Annotated in this window: 12 protein-coding genes; 4 read left to right on the top strand and 8 right to left on the bottom strand. The window is 63.4% G+C overall.

Translation table 11 applies throughout. The features are described from left to right. Positions 1–5 precede the first annotated feature (5 nt). The 3 genes from HAHE_RS11780 to HAHE_RS11770 form a co-directional block, all read right to left on the bottom strand. The gene (locus tag HAHE_RS11780) at positions 6–1,286 is read right to left on the bottom strand and encodes a TolC family protein (protein WP_338684692.1); all 1,281 of its coding nucleotides are present in this window, start codon (positions 1,284–1,286) and stop codon (positions 6–8) included. Positions 1,287–1,608: 322 nt separating this feature from the next. Then, positions 1,609–2,031: a hypothetical protein gene (locus HAHE_RS11775; RefSeq protein ID WP_338684690.1), complete on the bottom strand. Its 423-nt coding sequence runs from the start codon at positions 2,029–2,031 to the stop codon at positions 1,609–1,611. A 111-nt stretch (positions 2,032–2,142) separates the two neighbouring features. Continuing rightward, positions 2,143–2,577, bottom strand: coding sequence for a hypothetical protein (locus HAHE_RS11770; protein ID WP_338684688.1), 435 nt, complete (start codon positions 2,575–2,577; stop codon positions 2,143–2,145). Between the two features lie 225 nt (positions 2,578–2,802). Between HAHE_RS11770 and HAHE_RS11765 the strand changes: the two genes are divergently transcribed. Then, positions 2,803–3,612 (top strand): hypothetical protein, encoded by an 810-nt coding sequence (locus tag HAHE_RS11765; protein ID WP_338684686.1) that lies wholly within the window; start codon positions 2,803–2,805, stop codon positions 3,610–3,612. Positions 3,613–3,812: 200 nt separating this feature from the next. On the opposite strand, the gene HAHE_RS11760 is transcribed toward HAHE_RS11765, so the two are convergent. From HAHE_RS11760 to HAHE_RS11745, 4 genes are all read right to left on the bottom strand, one after another. Further along, the gene (locus HAHE_RS11760; RefSeq protein WP_338684683.1) at positions 3,813–8,534 is read right to left on the bottom strand and encodes a sialate O-acetylesterase; all 4,722 of its coding nucleotides are present in this window, start codon (positions 8,532–8,534) and stop codon (positions 3,813–3,815) included. A 142-nt stretch (positions 8,535–8,676) separates the two neighbouring features. Then, positions 8,677–12,729: a beta strand repeat-containing protein gene (locus HAHE_RS11755; RefSeq protein WP_338684681.1), complete on the bottom strand. Its 4,053-nt coding sequence runs from the start codon at positions 12,727–12,729 to the stop codon at positions 8,677–8,679. A 344-nt stretch (positions 12,730–13,073) separates the two neighbouring features. After that, positions 13,074–16,874: a sialate O-acetylesterase gene (locus tag HAHE_RS11750; protein ID WP_338684679.1), complete on the bottom strand. Its 3,801-nt coding sequence runs from the start codon at positions 16,872–16,874 to the stop codon at positions 13,074–13,076. 254 nt (positions 16,875–17,128) lie between these two features. Next, positions 17,129–20,452, bottom strand: coding sequence for a beta strand repeat-containing protein (locus HAHE_RS11745; RefSeq protein ID WP_338684677.1), 3,324 nt, complete (start codon positions 20,450–20,452; stop codon positions 17,129–17,131). A 177-nt stretch (positions 20,453–20,629) separates the two neighbouring features. Here HAHE_RS11745 and HAHE_RS11740 point away from each other — a divergent pair, with 177 nt between their 5' ends. Next, on the top strand, positions 20,630–21,715 hold the full coding sequence (locus tag HAHE_RS11740) for a substrate-binding domain-containing protein (RefSeq protein ID WP_338684675.1): 1,086 nt from the start codon (positions 20,630–20,632) through the stop codon (positions 21,713–21,715). A 10-nt stretch (positions 21,716–21,725) separates the two neighbouring features. Here the strand turns inward: HAHE_RS11740 and HAHE_RS11735 are convergent, their stop codons facing one another. Next, positions 21,726–23,090, bottom strand: a complete 1,365-nt coding sequence (locus HAHE_RS11735; protein ID WP_338684673.1) for a sulfatase — start codon at positions 23,088–23,090, stop codon at positions 21,726–21,728. A 119-nt stretch (positions 23,091–23,209) separates the two neighbouring features. Here HAHE_RS11735 and HAHE_RS11730 point away from each other — a divergent pair, with 119 nt between their 5' ends. Both HAHE_RS11730 and HAHE_RS11725 read left to right on the top strand, forming a co-directional pair. Next, positions 23,210–24,133: an AraC family transcriptional regulator gene (locus HAHE_RS11730; protein WP_338684670.1), complete on the top strand. Its 924-nt coding sequence runs from the start codon at positions 23,210–23,212 to the stop codon at positions 24,131–24,133. Positions 24,134–24,212: 79 nt separating this feature from the next. Continuing rightward, positions 24,213–25,703, top strand: a complete 1,491-nt coding sequence (locus tag HAHE_RS11725) for an altronate dehydratase family protein (RefSeq protein ID WP_338684668.1) — start codon at positions 24,213–24,215, stop codon at positions 25,701–25,703. Positions 25,704–25,729 lie beyond the last annotated feature (26 nt).

The following is a 25,729-nucleotide window of genomic DNA, read 5'->3' as shown; positions in this document are numbered from 1 at the left end:
GGTGATCATTTGGTTTTCGCCGTCAGCCGGTCGGGGCCGAGCAGGTGGCGGATATCGTTTCCGGCGACGCTCTCCTCGAGGCGCGCTTCGATGAGATCGAGTTTCGCCTCGTAGGCACGGACCAGGCTTTCGAGCAGCACGAGGCTGCCGCCTTCGCCGATCTCGAGCAGGCTTCGCGCGTCCTCGACCTGGCGATCGACGAGCGGCACGACATTCGAGTCGATCGACTGGCGTCTGGACTGCGCGCCGGAAAGCCGGGCGCGCATCGACGCGAGCCGTCCTTCGGTCCGTTCGAGTTCGGTTTCGAATGCGGCCCGGGCGACTTCGCGTTGCGCCTTGGCGGTGGCGATCCCGCCCTTGTTCGAGTTCAGGATGGGAATCGGAATCCCGCCCGTGATCCCGATCTTCGACTGGCCCTGGTCCTCTTCAAAAGCCGGACCGAGTTGGAGGTCGGGGAACTGCTTGCGGATTTCGCGCACGAGCACCAGCTCTGCCTCGGCATACTCGCCTTGGAGTCGGATGAGTGTCGGGTTGGTGTCCGCGAGCTTGCCACGGTCCTTGCCGCTTCCCGACGCGAGCGTCGGCACCAGCTTTGCCGGAGCACCGGGTGAAATTCCCATGAGCGAGCGGATCTCCTGCTCGCCTTCCTTCACCTTCCCGCGAAGCCGGGCGATGTCCGCCTTGCGGCTTTCCTGCTCGAGCTTGAAGAGCGTCGATTCGGTGCGCGGAAGCTCGCCAGCCTCCGTCAGCTTGCCGGTGGTTTCGACCGCCGAGTCGAGCGAGCCGACGATGCTCTCGGTTTCCTGAAGCCTCAGCCGGTCGGCCGACCACTCCAGCCATGCCTTGCGCAAATCGCGCAGCGTTTCCCACTCCTCCTCGGCCACCCGGGCGAGTTCCGACTGCTCCGCGGCATCGGCACGCGCCTTCTCCACCGCAAGCCGACCGGAGATTGGCAGCGTGACGGACAATGCCGAGCCGACGACCCATGGATTTGGGACGCCTTCGGTCACCTTGAGCACGTCGAAGCTCAGCTCGGGATCGTCCCAGCGACCGGCATGCTCGGCGGTGGCCTTGGCGACACCGGCCTTGAGGCGGGCGACGCGCAGATCGTGGTTGTAAACCAACGCAACGATCTCGCCCTCGGCGAGGGTGAGGCCGTCGGACGGATCGAACGACACCGAGCGCGGTGCGGAGGTTTCGATGCGCCGGGCGAAGTCGCGGACTTTCTCATCGGACGGGCTCCGTCCTTCCCACGCCGCGGCATGGCCGGACGGGTCGAGTGGCATCGCTTCATAGAGCTGGCACCCGGACAGGGTGATCAGGGAAGCGGCAGGGACGATCCAGCGGCGCGCTCGTTTCGACGGGCGGACGGATCGTGATGATGAATGGATGGATAAGGAATGCATGGTGCCTTGAGGGCAACGAAGTGAACAAATGCGGGTGCCGTTCGGATGGATCGCGTCGCAAGAATGCGAGGGTCCGTAGTACGGCGGGTGGGTGCCCGGATCGGGCGTGGCTGACCCAAACGCGGGTCACAGCAACGGCGTGACGGAATGCCCGGAGGCAACGGCTATCGACCAAGATCAGTTGGCCGTCACGCCTTTGGCCTCAACCCAACTGGGGAGGCTTGATCAAATCGAAGCTCGGTCCGTCCGGGGCACTCTCCCCGTCCGGCAAGAAGGACCGGAGAGTCGTCCAGGGTGCCCCCCGGATGAGTCCCGAGGCGGCATTTCCGACAGGCGCATCAAGACCCATCGCGATCACATGAAAATGGTGGTGGTGCTCGCTGCCGTGGCCACCCTCATCGGGCTCGCTGTCTGACGGGGAGTCCGGAGCGTGGTCGTGAGAATGATCGTGATCACCGACGTGCGAATGGCAGTCGTGAACGGGCTCCGTCTGCACTTGGTGGTCGCTGCCGTGGGTGTCGTGGCAGTGCTCCATTCCGACCACGACCCGGGAGCCCGCGGCGTAAGAAAACGCGATCACAAGGGCCAGGAAGCTATGGAGAAGACGACACATGAAGCGGATCATCCGGCAGCGGCGGACTCGTCGGGGCCTGCCCGCGCGCGCCAGAACCCTAGCCACCGATCCCTCTCTCTCAAGGGAAAACCTTCGGTCACCGTGCCAGATGGCGGCCTTAACCTATTTGTCTACGCAACCTTCGACTTCGGATTCCAAACCCCCGGTCGCCCGTCTCTTGCGATGTTGCCACCAAACAAGAAGGCCAGTCAGCAAGATCAGGTAAACCCACAACAACCAGGAAAACCTTACCCAACAGGAGGTCTCCTTGATCTGGTGACCGAGGGCCGGGTTGTAGTTCACCTCAACCGTGTCGATCCCCAACGGATGCTCGGAAATCGGTGCTCCCCAGACGAATGCAGCCCCCCTCGTCCCGGGCCCAATCGGCGCCTTGCTGAACTTGACGTCGGTGTCGGTGAATCGGAAGCCGACAGGCACCATCACACGGATCACCAAAACACCCCTGCCGCTCATTGCCATCAAGGTAACACGTTCGGTGAACACCACGGTGCTCGTCTTGCTTTCACGAGAGGTCTGCCACGCCCAGAGAATGACCATCACAGGGATCATCCCGAGCCAGAGGAGGCGTGATCGGTAAAACGGAGAATGCATGGACGAATCCGCTTAGCAGCAAAGCGGAACCCTCCGCAATTCCGGTTTCCTGAATCGTTGGAAGCGACTTGGATCCGGACTGAGAGAAACGCCTGAATCAGCAGGTATTCAAGCATCGGGCATGACCAGGAATAGCCGCTCCCGACAAATCCCACCTCCAACCACCGAACCATGAAATCCATCCTTACCTCCCTCATTGCCAGCCTTTGCCTCGTCGGCGTCGCCGCCGCAGCGCCGAAGGACAAGCCGCAGCCGAAGAAGGAAGCCGCCGCCAAAGCCGCGGAGAAGAAGGCCGAGCACGCCAAAAAGGCCAGGCCCGAAGCCGAGAAGAAGCAAAAGGATCAGAAGGCCACCGCAAAGCGGGCCGAAGAAGCCGCCGCCAAGAAGAAGGCCGAGGAAGCGAAGCAGGCCGCTGCCAAGAAGAAGGCCGAGGCCGAGAAAAAGGCCGAAGAGGCGAAACAAGCGGCCGCCAAGAAGAAGGCGGAGGATGAAAAGAAGGCCGCCGAGGTCGCCGCCCGCAAGAAGCAGGAAGAGGCCAAGCGTGCCGCCGAGGCTGCTGCCAAAAAGAAAGCCGACGAAGAGAAGAAAGCTGCCGAGGCGATCGCCAAGAAGAAGGCCGAATACGAGAAGCGCGGCAAGGAACTGATCGAGCAGCGCAAGCAACTTCACGGCAAGCGCGACCAAGCCGAAGCCGAGCGCCGCAAGGCCGCCGAGGTCCTCAAGGAGGCCGACCGCAAGGTGAATGACATCGATCAGGAGATGAAGCGGATCGAGATGGAACTCGAAGCGCGTGCCGCCACCGAGCGCCGCAAGGAGCAGTTCGCCAAGGAGCAGCGCAAGCGCGAGGCCGAGATGCGTGAGAAGGCCGCCGTGATCAAGATGCGCAGCGACATCGACGCGATGAACCGGAAGCTCGACGAACTGATCCAGCAGCTCGATGAGTCAAAGCCCGCCGGCCGTTCCAATCAGGTCAAGAACTGACCGGACCCCCTCAAAGCCGGCCGTCTCCAATCGGGACGGCCGGTTTCTTTTCGAAGGACCGCGGGAGCCCACTCCCGCCCCGTCGATCAGGTGCCTGTGCCGCACGGCCTGTTGAATCCATCGACCCGATTTCCGGGAAGCGGATCCCCAAAATCATTCGGTGCGCGAGTGGGCTCGCGCGGTCCGTTTCACGAACGGGATCAGTTCTCCGTCGCGCTCAGTCGGGCGAAGAGCGTGCCCGCGCCGGACTCGAAGGTGTCCGGAATCTTGATCGTGACGGTGTCGGTCGGGCTCCCGTCAACGACGACCACTTCAACACCACTGCCGAGCGTCTGGCTGGCCAGCGGAATCACATCCGTGTTTCCGAAGGAAAGGTCCGGACCGTATTCGACACTCAGCACCGCCGGCGCGATGCCGTCGAGACGTTGGAAGGTCAGCGTTAGGAAGCCAGGCTCGCTGCCCGTTTGCGGAAGCAAGCCGACCGCACTCGCATTCGGATCCGAGGCGCCCAGAATGAACGCCATCCCGTTGTCGACACCGTCGCCATTGTCGTCGTCTTCGAACAACGCGCCGCCCGACCACGTTGCGTAAGGCGTCCCGCCGCCGACAAAGACAAGCGTCAGCTCGGTATCGCCCGCCAGCTTCTGGAGCTCGTAGCCCGGGATCGCCGAGTCGAGGGTCGGGACACCGGTGATACCCGAAGCGGTCATCAGCAGGTAGTCCGACGCGTTGTCGACCGCACCGGTGATCTTCACCGTGCCGCTGGTCAGATCGACCGTCGAGGTCGAGGTCGTCGGAGAACCGAGAGTAAACCCGAGCGCAGCACCCACACCCACCGTGATCGGTGAAGTGTGGCTGCCACCCACAAGGGCGAGTGTTCCGCCGCTCACCGTGGTCGCGCCGGTGTAATCGTTATTGCCCGAGAGCACCTGCGTGCCGTCGCCGGTCTTGGTCAGGAACATCGTCGAGGACAAACGGGCATTGCCCGAATACCCGAAGCTCTTGCCCGCATCGACATCGAGGGTGATGCCCAGCACCGAGCCGATACCCAGCCGCGAGGTGTTGTTCTGATTCGAGGAATTGTAGATCGACGCGAGGTTCCGGGCACCGATGAGGCCTCCGAGAGTCGGCTGGTCGGTAAGCTGGGCGGTCGAAACGCCACCGCTGCCGCTCGCGAGGAAGCACATCTGTCCGGTGATGCCGTCGCCGGCACCGTTGCCGACATTCAGCGCGCTGTTCTGAAGGCAGAGCTGGCGACCGAGGAACAGGCGGCCATCGCGGAGCACGGTGTCGCCGGTGAAGGTGTTGTCGCCGGCGATGATCACCGCGCCGCCACCGACGATGAGTCCGCGGGGAGTGCCGCCGACATCGGGCAGTGCCGGCCGGATGTGGAGCGATCCACTCTGCCCCGGGAAGCCCAGCCGGTAGTTGTCGCTGGCCGGCGTGATGGTCCCGTCGTACTGGCTCTTCGCGCCGTTGCCCGCCCACGTTCCGAGGAAGGCATTAGGCAGGTCCGCCCCCGCTCCACCGCTGCTGAAGTCGAGGTCGTTGCCGTTGTAGCTGCCACCGGTCGCGGTGAGGAAAATCCCGATCTCGTCGCTGGTCTCGACCAAACGGTTGAGGAACGCGTTGTCCATGTTCGGCCAGTTGCGCTGGACAATGGCGCCTTCCGAAACCTCGATGTCGCGGCCGCCGCCGAAGCCGGCGAGGCTGATGTTGAGGAAGCTGAGGAAGCCGTCCGTCACGAGCGTCGGACCCGAATAAGTGTTGTTCGCACTCAGGAAAAGACGGCCCGGCCCGTTCTTCTGAAGACCCTGCGTGCCTTCGATCACATTGTTGATCGTCAGCTGCCGGCCGTTCTGCGTGACATCGATGACCGGTGTGCCGGACAAGGCTTCAAGGATCAGATTGCCGGTGCCCGCGAGCGAAAGGTTGCTCGAACTGGACGGCGAGTCGGTGAAGACGATGCTGCCGATGGTGCGGTCGAGCGCGAGGTAGATGGTGCGGTCATTGGTAATATCCTGGGTGAGGAACGCGGTCGCGCCCGGCCCCTCGGCGACGGTGTTGGCCAACCACTTCGTGTCGTCTTCCCAGTTGCCGTCGGCATCGAAGCCCCACGTTCCATCGGTGGCGGTGTAGGGGTCGGTGGTGGCCGAGGCAGGCGCTGACTCCGCGGTTTCGTTGGGAACCGATGCCGTGTCGCGCGCCTTCACGGTATAGGTATACTCGGTGTCGGGAGTGAGCCCGGAATCGACATAGGTCGTGCCCGATTGCCATCCGCTGTCATTTCCACCAACCGAAGTACAGGTGAAGTAGTACTCCACATCGTTGCCCTCCGGATCGATGACGGCAGATGCCGTCATGGTGATCTCGCTAAACGACACAGCCGCCGGCGCCGAAGCGAAGGACGGAACGGGCGGCGGGTTTGTATCGGGCGCCAACGTGGTCGCGGATGCGGCGGGGGATGCGTTGTTCGGATTCTGGTTGATCGACTTGTCGCGAGCCTGGACGGTGTAGGAATACAGCGTGCTCGCGGAAAGCCCGGTGTCGGTGTAGACCGGGCTGTCCTGCCAGCCGCTGTCGTTTCCGCCACCGGCGGTGCAGGCGAAGTAGTACTCGACGCCGTTGGTGTCGCTGGCCGCGGTGGCGGTCATGGTGATGGTCGTGTCCGACACCGCCGCCGGCGGGCTACTGAAGGACATCGTGCCCGGCGTCGGCGGCGTGAAGTCGTCCGAGGTGTCGACCCCCTGCCCCACCACATCGTCGTAGGTCGCGCCGAAGCGGATCTCGTCGAAGTTCGGAGCGGTGACATTCCCCCACATGGACAACACTTGGAAGGTCGACTGATCGACAATCGCGGAGATCGATTGCGGAGTATCGAGGACGAGATCGGTGCCGGGGGTGTAGATCTCGATCGTGTCGAGCGAGACCGCGTCGGCACCCCAGGTGATGTGACCGACGACCAGAGCGAGCTCGCCGGATCCGAGGGTCGTCTGGTCGGGCGTGGTGCCCGCGACACCGCCGCTGCTGTAGATCATCCCCTGCGGATACCTGCCCTGCTGGATCCTCGCGCCGATGCCGCTGCCGGAATTGGCGACGGTGGTGGCGTTGCTGAGAGATTCGTTTCCGAGCGCGAAGGTCGGGCTGACGTTGATGTTGTCCGGGTTCGGGCAAAGGAAGCTGAACCACAGTTCGGCTCCATCATCGAGCAGGCCGGCATCGCCGAGGGCGGAGCCGAGGTTGATCGAGCACGACCCGTTGCCGGACGTCCGGATGATCGAGTTGCCGAAGGTCGGCAGCGTACCGAAGGTCATGCCCGTGGAATCAACGACCAGCGTCGAGCCGGCGACCCATTCGCCGTCGATCCCGAGACCGCCCGGATTTCCGTCGAGACCGGCGCCCGCGGTCATGTCGAACGGCTCGTAGATCACCGCCGTGCCCGACGGCGCGGCGCTGACTTCGATCTGCACTTCGGCTGCGGTGGTTCCGGGGTCGGTCGGTTCGACCTCGTAGGTCAGCAGCCCGGCAGGTGGCGAGTTGTCGACATAGCTCGTCGTGTTGGGCGGAAGCGAGGCGGCGATCACCGCGCCGTTACGGCTCACCTTGACCGCGGTGTAGGAGAGGTTGTTGTCCCACGAAAGGTTGACGCCATTCAACCGGCGCCTGGCCTCCAGTCCGGAGATGCCGGTGTCGAAGCTCAGGGTCAACGGGTCGCACGCATCCCCCGGCATCGTGAACTGAAGTTCGTAGTCATTGACTCCCAACGTGGCGCCGGCATCGACGAAGACCGGAGGATCCGCCGGAGCAGCCGCGGCAATCTCGACTCCGCCGCGAAGAACGCGGACGCTCGTCGGCGTCTCGGTTCCGTTCTGCCAGCTCAGGGTGACTCCGCCCGATCCACCATCGGCCTCGAGGCGATACGGACAGCGGCCCGGCGAAAGCAGGGACATGGCATCGCCCATCGCGAGGCCGAGGTGCAGGTAGGTCTTCGCATTCCGGTTCCAGTGGTAGCCCTCGTCGTTCGGTGAATTGGCGACGGTTTGCCAGAAGTCGAGCCCCTTGTAGGTTCCGCGCGCATCGACCACGGCCACGTTGCCGTCGAACGCCGGATAGGCGACCGGATCGGCCATCGCGAGCTGCGCCTGCTCGACCTGCGTGTAGCCGTAGCCATCGAGCCCATCCATGCCGGTGGTGGCGATGACGAACGGCAGGCCGGGAGTGGCGAGGTCGGTGCGGATGTCTTCAATGAAGGCGGCCATGTTCGTTTCGTAGGCCGCGCTACGTGCTGCGTTGATTCGGTCGTTCCAACCCTGGTGCCAACAGAAGCCGGCGATCTCGTAGCCGCCTCCGTCGTAGTCAGTGAAATAGGTTCCGAGGTTGGTGGTGGCCTCGCTCACCAGCCGCAGGATTTCCTCGTAGTAGAATCCCTTGTCGCTCGATGTCACGGGCGCCGGCTCACCGACCCGTCGGCTGGGCGGGCAGAAATTGAAGTCGAGGTCCTTGCCGCCCCAAGCGCACTTGACGATCAGCACCTGGCTGTCGTTGAAGTCTCCGATCTTGTGGCCGAAGCCCAACTCCGGGCCGATCAGATCCGCCGCTTCACCGCCGAAGCCGACCGTCAGTCCTCCGGTGACCGGATCCTGATCCCGGATCCAAACGTCGTCCCGCACCACCCAGCTGCCGCCACTCTGGAGGAACTGGTATCGGCCGTCGGGATCATTCGCCACGGTGTAGTCGAGGGTGCCGGGTGTCGTGACACCGGTGACCTTGCCCTTGCCGAGCATGTTCGACTGCCCCGCCATGATGAAGATCCGGACAGGACTGGCACCCGCCTGCTGGGCGGAAGCGGAAGACATGGCGAGGGTCGCCGCCGAAGCCAGTGGAAGCAGGCAGGAAAGTTTGCGAACGGATGGGATTCTCATGGATGGAAGTCGTGGACCATCCTCGTCGGACGGCCGGTGCTGAAACAGCGCCGACCGCCCTTAAAAAGGCGGCCGCCGCAACGGGTGCTTGGATTGGTTGTGATGCGCCCTCCGCAACCGTAGCGGAGAGTTCGGGATCGGATCAGTTCTCGCTGGCGCTCAGGCGACCGAACAGGGTGCCGGAGGCGGACTCGAACGTATCGGGGATCTTGATGGTGACAGTGTCGGTCGGGCTGCCGTCGACCACGACCACCTCGACACCGCTGCCGAGCGTCTGGCTGGTCAGCGGAATCACGTCCGTGTTCCCGAAGGAAAGGTCAGGACCATACTCGACGCTCAGAACCGCCGGCGCGATGCCGTCAAGGCGCTCGAAGGTCAGCGTCAGGAAGCCGGGCTCGGTGGCAGGAGCCGGGAGCAGACCGACCGCGTTCGCATTCGGATCTGCCGCACCGAGAATGAAGGCGAGTCCATTATCGACGCCGTCGCCGTTGTCGTCGTCCTCGAAGAGCGAGCCACCGGCCCAGCTCTCATACGGGGTTCCACCGACTCCGACGAAGACCAAGGTCAGCTCGGTATCGCCGGCCAGCTTCTGGAGTTCATAGCCAGCGATCGGAGTGTCGAGGGTCGGGACACCGGTGATGCCCGAAGCGGTCATCAGCAGGTAGTCCGACGCGTTGTCGACCGCTCCGGTGATCTTCACCGTGCCGTTGGTCAGATCGACCGTCGAGGTCGAGGTCGTCGGAGAACCCAGAGTAAACCCGAGCGCAGCACCCGCGCCCACCGTGATCGGCGAGGCATGGCTGCCGCCCACCAGACCGAGCGTTCCTCCGCTGACCGTGGTCGCACCGGTGTAGTCGTTGTTGCCCGACAGGGCCTGTGTTCCGTCGCCGGTCTTGTTCAGGAACATCGTCGACGACAGACGGGCATTGCCCGAATACTCGAAGCTCTTGCCCGCATCGACGTCGAGGGTCATTCCCAGAACCGAGCCGATGGCGAGACGCGCCGTGTTGTTCTGGTTACCCGAGTTGTAGATCGACGCCAGATTACGGGCACCGATGAGACCGCCAATGGTCGGTTGGTCGGTCACCTCGATCTCGGGAAGACCGCCACCACCACTGTTAAGGAAGCAGATCTGGCCGGTGATGCCGTCGCCATCGCCATTCCCGACGTTGAGCGCGCTGTTTTGGATCGCGAGTTGCCGACCGAGGAACAAGCGGCCGCCGCGGAGCACGGTGTCACCGGTGAACGTGTTCTCGGCTCCGAGGATGACAGCCCCACCGCCGACGATGAGCCCGCGGGGCGTACCGCCGACGTCGGGCAGTGCCGACCGGATGTGCAGGGATCCACCCTGCTGGGGATGTCCCAAGCGGTAATTGTCCGCTGCAGGCGTGATCGTTCCGTCGTACTGGCTCTTCGCGCCGTTGCCGGCCCAAGTCCCGAGGAAGGCATTAGGCAGGTCCGCTCCCGCGCCACCGCTGCTGAAGTCGAGATCGTTCGTGTTATAGCTTCCGCCCGTTGCGGTGAGGAAGATTCCGATCTCGTCGGTGGTCTCGACCAAGCGATTGAGGAAGGCGTTGTCCATCGCCGGCCAGTTCCGCTGAACGATGGCCCCGTCGGCCACGGTGATGTTCCGGCCACTGCCGCCACCGATGTTTGCGACAGCGATCGAACCGAGGAACAGCATGCCGTCATTGATCACGGTGTCGCCCGTGTAGTTGGTCGAACCGTTGGTCACCTGGACCTGTCCGGGTCCGTCCTTGATGAAACCCGAGGTGCCTGTGATCGGGGCGCTGATCGCGAAACCCGGACCGAAGCCGGTGTTGTCGTTGGTGATGACCGGGGTGCCGCCAAGGGCATCCAGCGTGAGCGTGCTGCTGCCGCTGATGGTGAGACTGTCATTGTTCCCCAGCGTATCCTGTTTGGTGAGGTTCCCGATCGTCCGGTCGGAATCCAGGGTCACGGTTCGAGAGCCGCTCAGGTCGAGCACGAAGCTCGCGGTCGCACCGGGGCCGTCCGCAACGATCCCGAGATCCCAGTTGGCACCGTCGCTCCAGTTGCCATCGGCATCCGCAATCCAGTCGCCGTCGGTGAATGACGTGGTGAAGTTCCAAGTCGTGTCGTCGGCAATGCCCGCGAAGAAAAGATCGCTGTAGTTCTTCACCACTTGGGAGCCGATCCGAACGGCGTAGTCATCGCCGACAACCAGTCCGCCAGTCGGGGTGATGGTCAGCGTGTTTCCGGAAACACTCAGTTGGGAGCTGTCGCTGGTAGGGATGACCAGATCGTTGCCGGTCGTCAGGTTGCGCAAGGTAACAGCAGCGGCGGCACTGTTGCCGGTCACCAGAAGATCGTCGATGTAGAGACCGATGTAGGTATTGTTGGAACCTTCGTAGCGGAACTCGAGATACACGTTGTGGCCGACGGCATCCGAAATATCAAACGGGCCGTAGGTGGCCCAGTCTTCCGTCAGCGGCGGCGCCAAGGCGGTCGCAGGCACAGTCACCAGCGTCGTGTTGGTCCCGACCTCCTTCACCAGCACTTCGACCACGTCACCGGTCACGGTATCCGAGGCTGCGGCGAACTGGACCTGGGCGGATGCCAGACCTGTCAGGTCGAGCCCGCTGCCCGCCGCGTCAGGTCCTTGGAGAACGGAGACCGCCAAGGGGTCGATGGTGCCGGAAGGACTGCCTCCAGCTCCGAGGTTGGTGGCCCAGCAGTTCGAACCGCTATTGCCGGCGGTGATGGTAAGGCCGGCGGCGTTGTCGGAATTCGGCGTGCCCCAAGCCCAGTCGTTCGGCGTGCCGTTGGTCGTGAAACCGCCGGCATCCGATTCGAAGTCCTCATCGAGCACGGTCGTGGGCGTCGAGGCTTCAAGAAGGATCGGATCGTCAAAGGTGACCGAGAGAGGGTTGGCGGCAGGGAAATCCGTCGCACCGTCGAGCGGGTCGAAAGCGGTCACCGTCGGCGCGGTGCCGTCGGCAGCAGCCGTCACGAACGTCCATTCACCGGCGTCCGTGCCCGCATAGGCATTCGGAGAACCTGCGAGATCCACGATCGACGAGGCATCGATTGAAACCTCGTAGGCAGTCCCGAATTCAAGACTGGCAGCCGGGATGATGGTGAGATCGGTTCCGGAAACCGAGATATCCGCGTCCGGATCAGGCAGGCTGGAGAGATCGATGGAGAATGTTCCGCTGCCATCGGTGGTGTCGGTCACCGTGATGCTGCCGGAGGTCGTCAATTCGATGTCCTCGTCAAAGGTGGCGACGAGTGCCGTGCCAGGATAGATCCCGGTCGAGTCGTCCAACGGGTCGGTCGTGGTGAGCATCGGAGCGGTGGTGTCCGGACCCGCGTCCTCATTGTAGTTGGCAAGGATTTCGGCAGGGGTCAGGGCTTGGCTGAAGTAGGCACGTAAGACCGAGAGGTCGCCTTCGAAATTGCCCGGCGAGAGGCCGGAGTTGGCCGTTCCGGAGCCACCGATGCCCATGCTCGCCGAGTCACTGCCAGCCCAGTCGTCTTGGGTCTCGTGATCCAGGTCATTGGCCGCGTCATCGCCAACGGTGGTCGAGTCGTTGTCATCAACGAGCGCCCCGTTCACATAGATCTCCTGAAGATCGAAGGCCCCGGAGATATTCTGGTTCAGAATGCAAACGATGTGACTGAAATCTGCGGTGCTGATGTCGGCACTGACGGTCACGTATTCTCCGTCCTTGGTGAGCCACCGAATCGTGCCCATGCCGTCTCCCGGAGTGCCTACCGAATAAAAGATCGCGCAGCCGTCACCGTTCGCACCCGTCTCGTAGATGACCTGGTCAGGATTTCCCGAGGCGGTGTCGGCCGGCTTGACCCAAAGCTCGAAGGTCACTGGCTGGCCGGTCGGCCCGCCCGTGTAGCTGTCCAGCGATGTTCCGGATGCCCCCGCCCCACCAGTGAAGCGGTAGGCGTTGGTGATGCCGGATGCGCCTGAAGAAACACTCTCGAGGGTCACGTCCCCCCCGAAGCTGAAATCAAAGCTACCGCTGCCGTCGTCGACGGTCGTGACCCAGCTCGATGAACTGATCGCGCTCGCAGGATCCCTTGAGTCGTAGTTGAGGTCGAATCCCGGAGTGATCTGCCCTTGGGACACAGATGGAGCAATCGCGATTGACGCAGCGATCGGAAGCAAGGCCGCGGGGTGGTTTTTCAGTTTTTTCATTGGTTCGCTGGAGGTGGGGTCCTGCAGATCAAGCCGTCCCTGCAGAGAAACGCTTCAGCGCTGGCACGGCAGGAATCGAGTCGGAGAGGAAGCCCAACAAATCTCGGCCAGTCATTTCGTCTAGGCCTTTTCATTTTCAGGCCATTACCTTTTGGGGTCATGTTAATGCGACGGATGCAACTCTTGGACAGCCTTGGGACCGGCGAGCTTCGCAAGAGCCGTAAATACCCGTAGGCGGACGAAGCCCGACACAAGACGGCTTCGAGCTACGACCCATGCCGTACTCCATCCCCTGCTTCGAGGGCACGGGATGGGGCAATCTGCACGACCGGCTTTCTCAGCGTTCAGTTCTCGGTCGCGCTGAGGCGGGCGAAGAGTGTCGCGCCACCCCCCGCGAAGCTGTCCGGGATCTTGATCGTGACGGTGTCCGTCGGGCTTCCGTCGACCACCACCACCTCGACTCCGCTGCCCAGCGTCTGGCTCGTCAGCGGGATCGCATCGGTGTTCCCGAACGAAAGGTCCGGACCGTACTCAACGCTCAGAACCGCCGGGGCGATGCCGTCGAGACGCTCGAAGGTCAGCGTCAGGAAGCCGGGTTCGGTGGCAGGAGCCGGAAGCAGACCGACCGCGTTCGCATTCGGATCAGCCGCACCGAGGATGAACGCGAGACCGTTATCAACATCGTCGCCGTTGTCGTCGTCCTCGAAGAGCGAGCCGCCGGCCCATGTTTCGTAGGCGGTGGCGCCACCACCGGTCGAGGTGACGGTGAGCAGCAGGTCGTTGCCCGAGATCGACACGCTCGCGGCCCAGCCCGCGGGCAGGTTCACCGTCGCCGGCACCGCGCCCGTGATTCCCGATCCGCTGTCGGTCACCAGCGTGTAGACGCCCGGAGAGGCTCCGCCGCCCGAAGTGATCGTCAGTTCCGACGCGCCGATGAAGTCGAGGTAGCCGGGGTTGATCTCCAGTTTGTCGTGGCTCGCCGCATCCGTGCTGATGTCGAAGGCCAGCTTGCCTCCGTCCTCGACCGTGACGTTGCCACCGATCGTGCCGGTCCCGCCGAGGGTCGCGCCTGAGGCGATGTTGACGCTGCCGGTCATCGCGCTGGCGTCGCCGTCGATGAGCAGCGCGCCTTCGCTGACGGCGTTCGGGCTGCCGGTGTGCTGCAGCGTGCCGCTGAGGGCCAGCGTGCCCGCTCCGACCTTCGCGATCTTGCCCGAGGTCGGTGCCGAGTCACCGGAAACCTCGAGGGTCGTGCCGCCGACGACGTCCCACGTGCCGGTGTCGCCGTTGTCGACCGTGAAGCCGCGGTTGGTGCTGTCGTCGGGGCCCGCGTAGCGGAACGTCGCGCTGTTGACCCAACGGAACTTGCCCGGGTCCGGGGCGAACAGCCCGAGCGCTCCCGGATAACCGATCACGCCCACCGGCGTCTGATCGTTCGGTCCGCCCGCACTCGCATCCACCTCGATGGTCGTCGCGTCGACGATGGAAGTGATCACCGTGCCTGCAGGAAAGCGGCTGGTGCTGACGGCCATGCCGACCTCAAGGATGGAGGTATCCGGAACGGTCACCTGATTCGCCACGCCACCGGGCCTGACCACGAACTCGTTGCTCGCGTCGCTATACTCGATTCCGCCGTCCCCAAGGGCCGTGTTGACCTCCAACGTGCCGTCGTAGAGCTGCACGTAGTTCCAAAGCTCGCAGTCACCATCGAGCGAGAATGTCCCGCTGCCGCGCTTGGCGATGTAGTTCGGCTGGCCCGGAATGCTGAAGCCGTCGAGGATCAGGTCCGAGTCCGTGGTGATGTCGATGCGCAGGCCCGTGCCGTTCGCCGCGTCCCACGGCGTCGTGAAGATGAGCGGACCGGTTCCGAGATTGTTCACGACCTTCGTGCTGTTGCCACTGGCGTAGAGATAGATGGAAGTGTCGGTCGTCTCGCCGGTGCCGGTGTAGTCGAGGATCCCGCTCGCCTGCATGCCACCACGCCCAAGTACGACACTCGGGCTGACGCTGTTGAATGAAGCGATCTGCAGTCTCGCGGTGCGCCCGTTGAGTTCGCCCTGAACCGTCGTCGTGCCGGTCGATGTGTTCGTTCCGGAAAGGATGAACGTGCAGTTGTAGGCGAGCCACAGGTCGCCATCACCGCTGATGTCGCCGCTGAACTCCTGGGGTGTTCCCGATCCTCCGTAGCTCCAGAACTCGAAGGTCGAACCCTCGGCGATGTCGATATTTCCGGTGAAGTTGCCGCCCTGCAAAGTCCGCGTCGCGCTGTCGTTGCTGGTACTCCTGAAGAGCAGCTTGCCGCCGTCGACACTGACATCGCCGGTGAAGGTGTTGGCGAGGTTGGTAAGTTGCAGCGTGCCGTTGCCGGTCTTGTTCAGCCCGGCCGTGCCGGCCACCACCGAGTCGATGACCGCGGTGCCCGAATCCACGTCGACACCCGCGGACCCCACAAGCGTCAGCGGATCGCCATCGATGGTGTATCCGTCGGTGTCAAAATCCAAGCCACCAGCCGTCGCGCCGCCTCCGGCGATCGTCACCGTGCCCGACGCTCCGCCGAACACCGGCACGTCGCTGGCGCCGTTGTTCCAAGCGACGTGGGCCACACCACTTCCGGCATCCCAATTCAGAAGCGTGCCATCCCACGTTCCCGAGCCGCCGTCGCTGGTACCGTCACCGACTGCCGCGATGTCCGTCGTACCGCCATCCCAGTAGACATCGGTCTGGACGACCGCGGGCGTGGTCGTGCCGGTCGTCGGCACCACCTCGTAAACGAAAGTGCCCGACGCAGGGGCGGTGGTGTCGACATAACTCGTGCTGGTTCCGCTGTAGGCCGCCTCGATCACGATGCCGTTGCGCCGGATTTCGATGGCCGGATAAGGCATCGCGTTGACCCAATTCAAGGTGATCCCTCCCGCGTCGCGGGCCGCCTCGAGACCCGTGATGCTGCCATCGAAGGTCACTGTCAGAGGAGGGCATGGATCGCCCGGCATCGTGAAGTTGAGCACATATTCGTAGATACCCGGGTCGGCGGCGGCATCATCGAAGGTGGTCGCGGCTCCCGAGTGCGCGGCAGCCACTTCGAAGCCGTTGCGCAGGATCTGGACGCTCGTGGGATTGCTGTCCCACTTCAGCCAGTCGAGGGAGATTCCGCTTACGGCACCTCCCTTAGCGCGGAGCCTCGAAGGACAGTCCGAGGGCGCGAGGATCGACATCTGGTCGGCCATCGAGAGACCGATGTTCAGGTAGGTCTTGGCGTTGCGGTTCCAGTGGTATCCCTGGTTCTGCGGCGAGTTCGCCGCGTCCTGCCAGAAATCGAGCCCGCTGTAGGCCCAGCCGTTGTAGGTTTCACGGCAATCCACAACCGCCACGCTGCCGACGAAATCGGCGTAGAGGTCCGGCGGCATGGGATTGGTGAGAAACGGATCGGTCATCGCCCGCTGGGCGAGTTCGACCTGGGAGTAAACACCGGGCCCGTTGCCATCCATGGCGCTGGTCGCGATCACGAAAGGAAGATCCGGGACGCCGAGGTCGCTACGGATGTCGCGGATGAAATTCGCCATGTTCGTCTCATACTCGGCGCTGAAGGTTCCGCTGACGCGATCGTTCCACCCTTGGTGCCAACAGAAGCCGGCGATCTCGTAGCCGCCGCCGTCGTAGTCCGGAAAGTAGGTGCCGAGGTTGGCAATCGCATCGCTCACGAGACCGAGGACCTGATTGTAGTAGTAGCCCTCGTCTCCTTCGGCCACCGGCGGATTGACCGCCCATCCCGAACTCGGCGGACGGAAGTCGCCGCCAAGACTTTTGCCGCCCCACGCCGCCTTCACGAGGAGGACCTGCTCCTCATAAAAGTCGCCCATCGCGTTTCCGAAACCGAGCTCCGGACCGATGTTCGAGCCAATCGGCGGAAGATTCGAGTCATTGGCGCCGGACCCGTAGCCAGCCGTCAGGCCGGTGGCATTGCCGTACTGGTCCTTGATCCAGACCTCGTCGCGAACCACCCAGTCGCCTCCCCCGTCGACGAGGAACTGGTAGTCACCGCCCGGGTCATTCGCGACCACATACTCGAGCGTGCCTTCGGTTCCGACCGGAGAGATATTGCCGTGGCCCAGCATGTTCGACTGGCCGACCAGAATGAAGATTTTCACCGGACTGTTGCCCGCTTGCTGGGCAGATGCGGTAGTGCTGATGACCAAGGAAGCGAGGAGACCCAAGGGGTTCTTCGGAACTCGGGATAAGAGGCGGTTCATAATTGCGAATGAGTCGGGTTTTGAGACGGGATGAAATCAAAGGCCGCATTCCGGGAAACTTCCCCGACGCGGAGGTGCCTGAAGTTCAGAAGGAACGCCGATCCCGACGTGCGGGACCGGCGTTTGAATCTTTGAGTGGGGATTGATGCGGATCAGTTCTCGGTCGCGCTGAGGCGGGCGAAGAGTGTCGCCCCACCTCCCGCGAAGCTGTCCGGGATCTTGATCGTAACCGTGTCGGTCGGGCTGCCGTCGACCACCACCACCTCGACTCCGCTGCCCAGCGTCTGGCTCGTCAGCGGGATCACGTCCGTGTTGCCGAACGACAGGTCAGACCCGTACTCGACGCTCAGAACGGCCGGTGCAAATCCATCGATGCGCTCGAAGGAAAGCGTCAGGAAGCCGGGCTCAACACCGGGCTGCGGCAGCGCGCCGGTCGCGTTGGCATACGGATCCGCGACACCGAGCAGGAAGGCCAGTCCGTTGAATACGCCGTCTCCGTTCTCGTCGTCCTCGAACAGCTCCCCGCCGGTTGCCCAGGTCTCGTAAGGAGTGCCGCCTCCACCGATACCAGTGACCGTGAGTTCGAGATCGTTGCCGTTCAATGCCAGAGTGCCGGTACCGGAGCCCACGGGGCCGGCCAGGCTGGCACCCAGGCTGTCGCCGGCGAAGATCCCGCCACTCGTGATCAGCACGTAGGTGCCATTCTCCAGCCCGCCGAGATCGGTGAAGGTGAAGTCGTCGAACTCAAGCGTGCCTGAACCGAGCCCGAGTTGGCCGGTCACCGCGATCTGATCGCTCGCACCGATTGCATCGAGCTCGAACTCGACCACGCCCGCACCCGATGACATGTCGAAAAGGTCGAAGTCGCCAAGCACGGTCAGCGTTCCTGCCGAGGCACCGGGCGCGACATTGGCATCACTGCCAACTTTCACATTGCCGCCGATGATCCCGGTTCCGCCGAGGGTCGCGGTGTTGTTGACCTCGACATCGCCGGTCATCGCGGTCCCGTCGCCATTGATGAGCAAGGTTCCCTCGTCGACGCTGTTCGGGGTGCCGGTGTGCAACAGCGTGCCGCCCAGAGCCAGGGTCCCCGCTCCCGATTTTGCGACCTTGCCCGTGGTGGCCGTGGTGTCGCCGGTGACGGTCAGGACCGTGCCACCAGCAACACTCCAAGTCGCGGTATCTCCGTTGGCAACGGAGAATCCCCGATCGGTTGTGTCGTCGGCCCCCGAATACTCAAGGGTCGCGCTGTTGTTCCAGTAGAGGTTGGCCGGGTCGCTGGAAGACAGGCCCAGCGCGTTCGGGTAACCGATTCCGGAAGCCTGGCCATTGGCATTGCCGGTTGCGTTGTTATCGAGGGTGATCGTCGTGCCCGCGATGCCGACAATCGTGGATCCTTCCGGGACCCGCGAACTTGAAACGGTCATTCCTACCTCGAGGCCGGTGGCGTCGGACACCACGATGTCCGGCGAACCGTTCGTCGTATTCACGGTGGGAGCGAGACCTCCATTGCCGATCGGAGCAGTCAGCTTGAGGACCCCGCTGTTGAGTTGCGTGATGCCGTAGTGCAGGTTGGCACCGCTCACCGTCCACGTTCCCGAGCCGCTCTTCTCCAGCTTCGCGTTGGTCTTGCCACCCAGACGCCCGGAGAATTCACCTTCGCCCGTGCCTTGAAGGATGATGCGTTTGCCATTCGCCGTATACTCCATATCGCTCGTGAAGGTGAGCAATCCGGTACCGACCTGATCGATGAATATGTCGTCCTGCCCGCCAGCGAAGGTGTTCAGAACAATGATCCGGTCGGTCGTTTCACCGGTTCCGACGTATCGCAGCGTGGAGTCGCTGTAGGACCCGCAGAAGAAGATCTTCCCGTCTTCAACCGTGGTCGGCGCTCCGAGACTGCTGCTCGCGGTGCCACCGGCCACACTGTTGATCGAATCTACCTCGATGATTCCCTTTCGGATGAGGGTCGGTCCGGTAAATGTGTTGGACGAACCGAGTGTCAGCTTGGCTCCGTTGTGCTTGGCAATTCCGAGTTTGTTGGCGCCGCCGTTGGTGTCCGCGATCACGCCGGTGTGGGTGAAATTGCTGGTCGTCCAGAATCCGAGGAAAGAACCGTCGAGGAATCCGGTGCTTCCGGTGCCCAGCCCCGAGATCATGTCAATGTCGGACGTGGTGAACTCGGTACCGCCACCGACGTAGAAGTAGGCGATCCCTCCGGCGTCCACCGTCAGGTTGTCAGCCGTCCAGCTTCCGGTATCGGGAAGCGATTCGCGGTTCTTGAATCCCATATTGGCCCCCGGCCCAACCTCCGCCGGACCAGCAAAGGTATTGTTGCCGGCGAGGTCCACGGACAGCTGCTGCGTTTCCCGGTTTCCGTAGCTGATGACGCCTCCGGTTCCACTGATATCTCCGTTGTAGTCGATATTGCCGCTACCGTTGTTGTGCATCAACGTCACCGTCCCGGTAACCGTGATGTCCCCGGGGAGGCCGGAACCGAAGGAATTGCCGGACCGGATGACCGCGTCGGTCGCGTCGATCGCATTCGGAAAATCCGAGCGGCTCAGATTGAGGGTCGTGCCCGGCAACAGCGTGACAAGTCCGGTTCCGAGTGGCGAGTCACTGCCGCCCGCGTTGGCGGCAGGAGCCTCGATTGAACCCTCCTCCAGAATGGTTCCACCACTGTAGGTGTTGAGACCACGGAGTGAAAGCTGGTTCGGACCGGTCTTCCGCAAGGTGAGCGTCGTGCCGACGTCAGCAATAACTCCGGTGTAAGTCTGGTTTCCCGAAGTCTCGAGACCGAGAGTCACATCGCCGGAGTAGGCCACCGTTCCCCCCGCCTGACCGCCGTCACCCGCAAGCAGGCCACCGAGGGTGCCATTGCCGCTCGCACCAGTCGTCCAACCGCTGCCTCCGAGCGTGACCATCAGGGTCGAACCCGTATTCACGGTGACGGCGCCCGAAGCGGGCATCGTCGTGGGGGTGGTGAAATACACCGCACCCGCGTTGATCGTCGTTCCGCCGGTGTGGGCATTGGCGCCGGATAGCGTGAGCGTGCCGGTGCCATCTTTCGAGATACCGACCCCGCCTGCGATCACCGCTGCGATCTCGGCGTCTTCATTCGCGGTAATCGTGCCGGCGACGCCGAAGGTGAGCGGATCACCGGTAACCGCATACCCCGCGGTTCCGAACTCCACGCCTCCGACGGTGACTCCTCCGACATCGATCGTGACCGTGCCCGATGCCCCGCCAAACACAGCAGTGTCGTTGTTAGCATTGTTCCAGGTGGAATCGACACCACCGATGGGAGCATCATCCCAGCTGGCAGTTGCGGTGTCCCAAGTCCCGTCCCCGCCATCGGCATCGGCGCTCGTGTCCGTACCGTCCCAATAAAGGCTGGCAGCAGTGATCGGCCCGGTGAGAAGTGCCAACGCGGTCAGCGCGGCAACGGTGCATTCAGGAGGATTCGTTCTCATTCAGATGATTTGTTTCTGGTGGCTTGGGTCGGACGAAGTGTGCCGGCGTGCCATCGAAGGGACGGGTCGACCCGATCGAACAAACCGCACGTCGCGGATGAAACCCACGCCCAATCCTCCACAGGGTCGAGCGCTTTTACATTTCCCACCCATGACCCTTTGGGGTAATTTCAACCCATGTCCCAAATCCGTCTCCAGTCGGCCGCCGAACAGGTTGCCAGCCATCTCCGCGGCGAGCTCTTGCGCCGTCGGTGGCGCGATACGGTGCCGGGAATTCATCCGCTGGCAGCCGAACTCGGAGTCAATCACAAGACGGTGAAATCGGCTTTGGAGCTTCTCGAGAAAGAAGGACTTCTTGTGCCGCAGGGACCCGGAAGGAAACGACGGATCGACATGCTGCGCGGGCACTCGAGCCATGTGTTGCGGATCGCGATTCTTGCCGGTGATGCAGGTGCCAAGCGACTCGACTACATGATGTCGCTGCAGCACGAACTGGTGGATGCGGGCATTCAGGCGCACTTCGCTTCCGGATCGTTGGATGAATTCGGAATGGACCTGAAGAAGGTCAGGAAGCTGGTCGAGAACACCGAAGCCGATGCATGGATCATCAATGCCGGGTCGAGGGATGTGCTCGAGTGGTTTTCCTCCCGATCGCAGCCCGCGTTCGCGTTGTTCGGCCGGCGCCGCGGGCTGCCGATCCCGGCCGTCGGCCCCGACAAACCGACCGCGACCGCCGAGATGACGCGGCGCCTGATCGAGTTGGGCCACCGCCGGATCGTCGTGCTGTGCCGCAGGTCCCGGCGCCTGCCCCAGCCCGGCGCCAGCGAGCAGGCATTCCTCGGCGAGCTCGAAGCCCACGGTATCGAAACGAGCGCCTACAATCTCCCCGACTGGGAAGAAACTCCGGAAGGCCTCCACCGCTGCCTGAAGTCGCTTTTCCGGATCACACCGCCGACCGCGGTGATTGTCGACGAGCCTCCTTTCTTCATCGGCGCCCTGCAGTTCTGCGGCAGCCACAACATCCGCGTCCCGGAGGACGTTTCACTCGTCGCCACCGATCCGGATCCGAGCTTTGCGTGGTGCCGGCCGTCGGTCGCCCACATCGGCTGGGACAGCCGGCCGTGGATCCGGCGCGCCGTCCGCTGGGCCGCCAACGTGAGCCGCGGCAAACCCGACGTCCGGCAGACGGTCACCAAGTCCGGGTTCGTCGAAGGTGGAACGCTCGGGCCCGCGAAGCGACTTCCCGGAAACAAGCGGCACTGACTCGCGGAGACTACTTCGCCGCCTCCTTCAGCTCGGCGAAACGCTTGCGCATCTCCTTGAGCTTGGCGGCATGGGCCGGGTCCTTGGAGAGGTCGTTCTCCTCGATCGGGTCGGCCTTCAGATCGAACAACTGCTCATACTTCTCGGCGGGCCAGTACATGTACTTCCAGTCCTTTCGCACCAGCGCTTCCGAGGCGGGGATCCGTCCGCCGGCGAAGATCGGGTGCTCGTAGAAGAACTCCTGCCTCCACTCGGGGGCCTTGTCGGAAAGGTAGAGCGCGGCGATGTCCTTGCCCTGCATCGTCTTCGGCGCCTTCTGGCCGGTGGCGGCGAGAATCGTCGGCGCCAGATCGACGCTGAGGGTGAAGTCATCGTTGACCTTTCCTTTCCGGCCATCCGGCATCCGCGGATCCCGGATAATGAGAGGCACGCGGATGCTTTCCTGATGCGGATACCACTTGTCCGCGAGGCCGTGCTCGGCGTGGTAGTAGCCATTGTCGGTGCTGAAGATCACCAGCGTGTTGTCGAGCACGCCCTGCTTCTTCAGTTCCTCGATCACCACGCCGCAGGTCGAGTCGACCTCGGTGGCGAGGCGGTAGTAGTTCTTCATCATCTCCTGGTATTTCTCCGGAGTGTCGAACCGCCAGTGCCAGCGGCGCCGGCCTTCGTTCCCTTCATCGAAGAACGGCGGCAGGCGCTTCCATGACTCCTCGGTGGCATTCACCGGCACCGGCACCTTGACGTTCTGATAGAGTTTCATGCTCTCCGGTTGCGGGAGAAACTGCTTCGGGCTCGAGTCCTCGGCATGGGTCGCGAAGAAGGCGACGGTCAGCACGAACGGCTTTTCGGTCGGACGCGTCCGCAGGAACTCGAGCGCATCCTCCTCGTTGCGCTGGGTCACGTGCACCTTGTGGCCGTCGGGCATCTTGTACCAGTGCCTGCCGTGGTAGAAGGTCGAGAAGTCGAACTCCTCGGCCGGCGGCTTGCCGTTGTGCCACTTGCCGATGTGACCGACATGGTAGCCATTCTTGCGCAGGATCGCCGGAAACGTCTGCGCCCACGGCGTCTTGAACATCTTGAAGTCACGCCCGCCGTGACGTGCCATCCACTGCCCGGTGAACAGGCTGGCGCGGCTGATTCCGCAGATCGCGGTGGTCACGCAGTTCGACGTGAAGCGCATGCCCTCGGACGCGAGCCGGTCGAGATTCGGGGTCTTCACCACCGGGTTACCCGCGACGCCGAGCGTGTCGTGCCGCCAGTCATCCGCGTAGAGGATCAGGACATTCATCGGCGCTTCTTCGGCGCGGGCGATGGAGGAGGCGGCCACCGCTGCAGTCAGCGAGGCGAACAGGATGCGGAATCGTTTGAGAGTCATGGGTGGGTCGGGTTCTTGCACGGCACCGGCTCCGGGGAAACCCGAAACGCGGTCAAAGGGAACGTTTCTTGTGCAGCGGAGAAAACGTCGATCCTCGCAACGGTCTTTCCAATCGAGCGATGATGGATATTTTTGGCGTCATGCCGAAGACTCCCGCCAGCAAGCCGAGCTTCGTCTCGACCCAGATCCGGAGCGGCCGCTACCTATTCCTCGATCTCCCCCGCAACCGCTCGGGACCGCTCACCATCGTCTGTGCCGGGCGCGAGATTTGCGACGCCGACTTTCTTGTCGAGCGCGACACCTTTGATTACTTCGCCCTTGAGTTCGTGATCAGCGGACGTTGGCGCCTGAGCGGGCCGGACGGCACCGAAGTTCTCGAGCCCGGCGCGGTCTTCTGCTACGGCCCGGGCATTGCCCACACCATCGAGTTGCTGGAGGGCAACGAGCCCACGAAGTGCTTCCTCGACTTCACCGGGCGCAACGCGCGGGCACTGCTGCGGGAAAGCGGCCTCGATTACGGCAAGGCGCTCTACCCGCGGTCCTCAGGTTGGCTTGAAGGCCTTTTCGAACAACTTCTCGACTGCTCCGACATGGAGCCGGAGTCGGCGAAAGTCATCGGTCGGCGACTGACGGAGCTGATCCTGATCCGCCTGAAAGAGGACTCCCAGGGAAGCTTCAGCCGCAGTACCGACCCCGAGCGCACCTACCTCCGCTGCCGCACCTTCATCCAAGAGCACTTCATCGATCTCCATTCGGTTGCGGAGGTCGCGGCGGAGTGCGACATCGACCCCGCCTACCTGTCGAAGCTCTTTCGCCGCCACTCCGGCGAGGCGCCGCTGCGCTACCTCACGCGCCTGAAGACCGCGAGGGCCGCCGAACTGATGATCCGCCGCAATTACAACGTCCGCCAGGCCGGCAAGGCGGTCGGATACGACGACCCCTACCATTTCTCCCGGGTATTCAAGCGCGTCCACGGCATCTCACCCGCCGGATTCCGGTCTTTGCGGGAATCACGAAGCCGATCGGCCGCCGATCCCGGATAATGGACGGATTTGCTCTCGTTCATCGATGCAGGAACGGAGCATCATCTTCCCTGCAACCTTCGCTCCAGCTTCCGAACCCATGAAACCGTGGATCCAGATCCATCCCGACGACAACGTCGGTGTCGCTCCGTCACCCATCGACGGCGGCGCATCCTTTGAGGAGTTCACGACCGAAGCGATCCCGGCTGGCCACAAGATCGCGCTTCGGGAAATCGCCGAGGGCTCGCCGGTGATCAAGTATGGCTTCCCGATCGGTCGGGCGACGCAGTCGATCCGACCCGGCCAGCACGTGCACTCGCACAACATGCGCACCGCGCTGAGCGACGACACGGAGCTCGCCTACCTTCCCGCTACGGCGGAAACGAAACCCGCGACGGGCGTGATTCCGACCTTCATGGGCTACCGCCGTCCCGACGGCAGGGCCGCCACGCGCAACGAGATCTGGATCATCAACACCGTCGCGTGCGTCAACGTGCCGAGCCAGCGGATCGCCGAGATGGCCGCCCGCGAGCATGTCCGGCCCGACGGGCCGATCGATGGCGTCTACGCCTTCACCCACCCCTACGGCTGCTCGCAGCTCGGCGATGACCTCGGACTTACCCGCAAGATCCTGACCGGTCTGGTCCGGCATCCGAATGCCGCCGGCGTGCTCATTCTCGGGCTCGGCTGCGAAAACAACACGCTGAAGTCCTTCCTCGCCGAAGCAGGCACGCTCGATCCCGAACGCGTCCGGTTTTTCAACGCGCAGGAGGTCGGCGACGAGGTCGAGCACGGCCTTGAGGCGATCGGCGAGATCGTCGACAGCCTCGCCGGATCGAAGCGCGAGCCGATCCCGGCTTCCGAACTGGTGCTCGGAATGAAGTGCGGCGGCAGCGACGGCTTCAGCGGCATGACCGCCAACCCGCTGGTCGGACGCATGGCCGACCGCTTCACGCAATGGGGCGGCACGGTGGTGCTGACCGAGGTCCCGGAGATGTTCGGAGCCGAAGAGCCGTTGTTCAGTCGCTGCGACAGCCAGCAGACCTTCGACGAGGCGGTCGGCATGGTGAACGAGTTCAAGGACTACTTCCGGCGCCACGACGAGCCGATCTACGAGAACCCCTCGCCCGGCAACAAGGACGGCGGAATCACCACACTTGAGGAGAAGTCGCTCGGCTGCATCCAGAAAGGCGGCCTCGCGCCGGTGAAACACATCGCCGACTACGGCGAGCCGCCACCGCAGCAACTCGGCGGCCTGTGCCTGGTGCAAGCACCGGGTAACGACGGCGTCTCCGCCACGGCTCTCACCGCCGCCGGTGCTCACTGCGTGCTTTTCACCACCGGACGCGGCACGCCGCTCGGAGTGCCGGCACCAACACTCAAGATCGCTTCCAATCACGAACTCGCGCAGCGCAAGCCGAACTGGATCGACTTCGACGCCGGCCGCCTGCTCGACCCGGATGCCGATCCCGACGAAGTCGCCGACTCGCTGGCCCAACTGATCCTCGACACCGCCTCCGGCCAACCGGCCCGCAACGAGATCAACGGCTTCCGCGAAATCACCATCTGGAAACAGGGCGTAACGCTCTGAGAACGTCGAACATCGAACTTTGAACC

The organism is Haloferula helveola (assembly GCF_037076345.1).
Classification (GTDB): Bacteria; Verrucomicrobiota; Verrucomicrobiia; order Verrucomicrobiales; family Akkermansiaceae; genus Haloferula; species Haloferula helveola.
The sequence above is the reverse complement of the archived record's forward strand: the minus strand, read 5'-3'. Positions and strand labels throughout refer to the sequence as shown.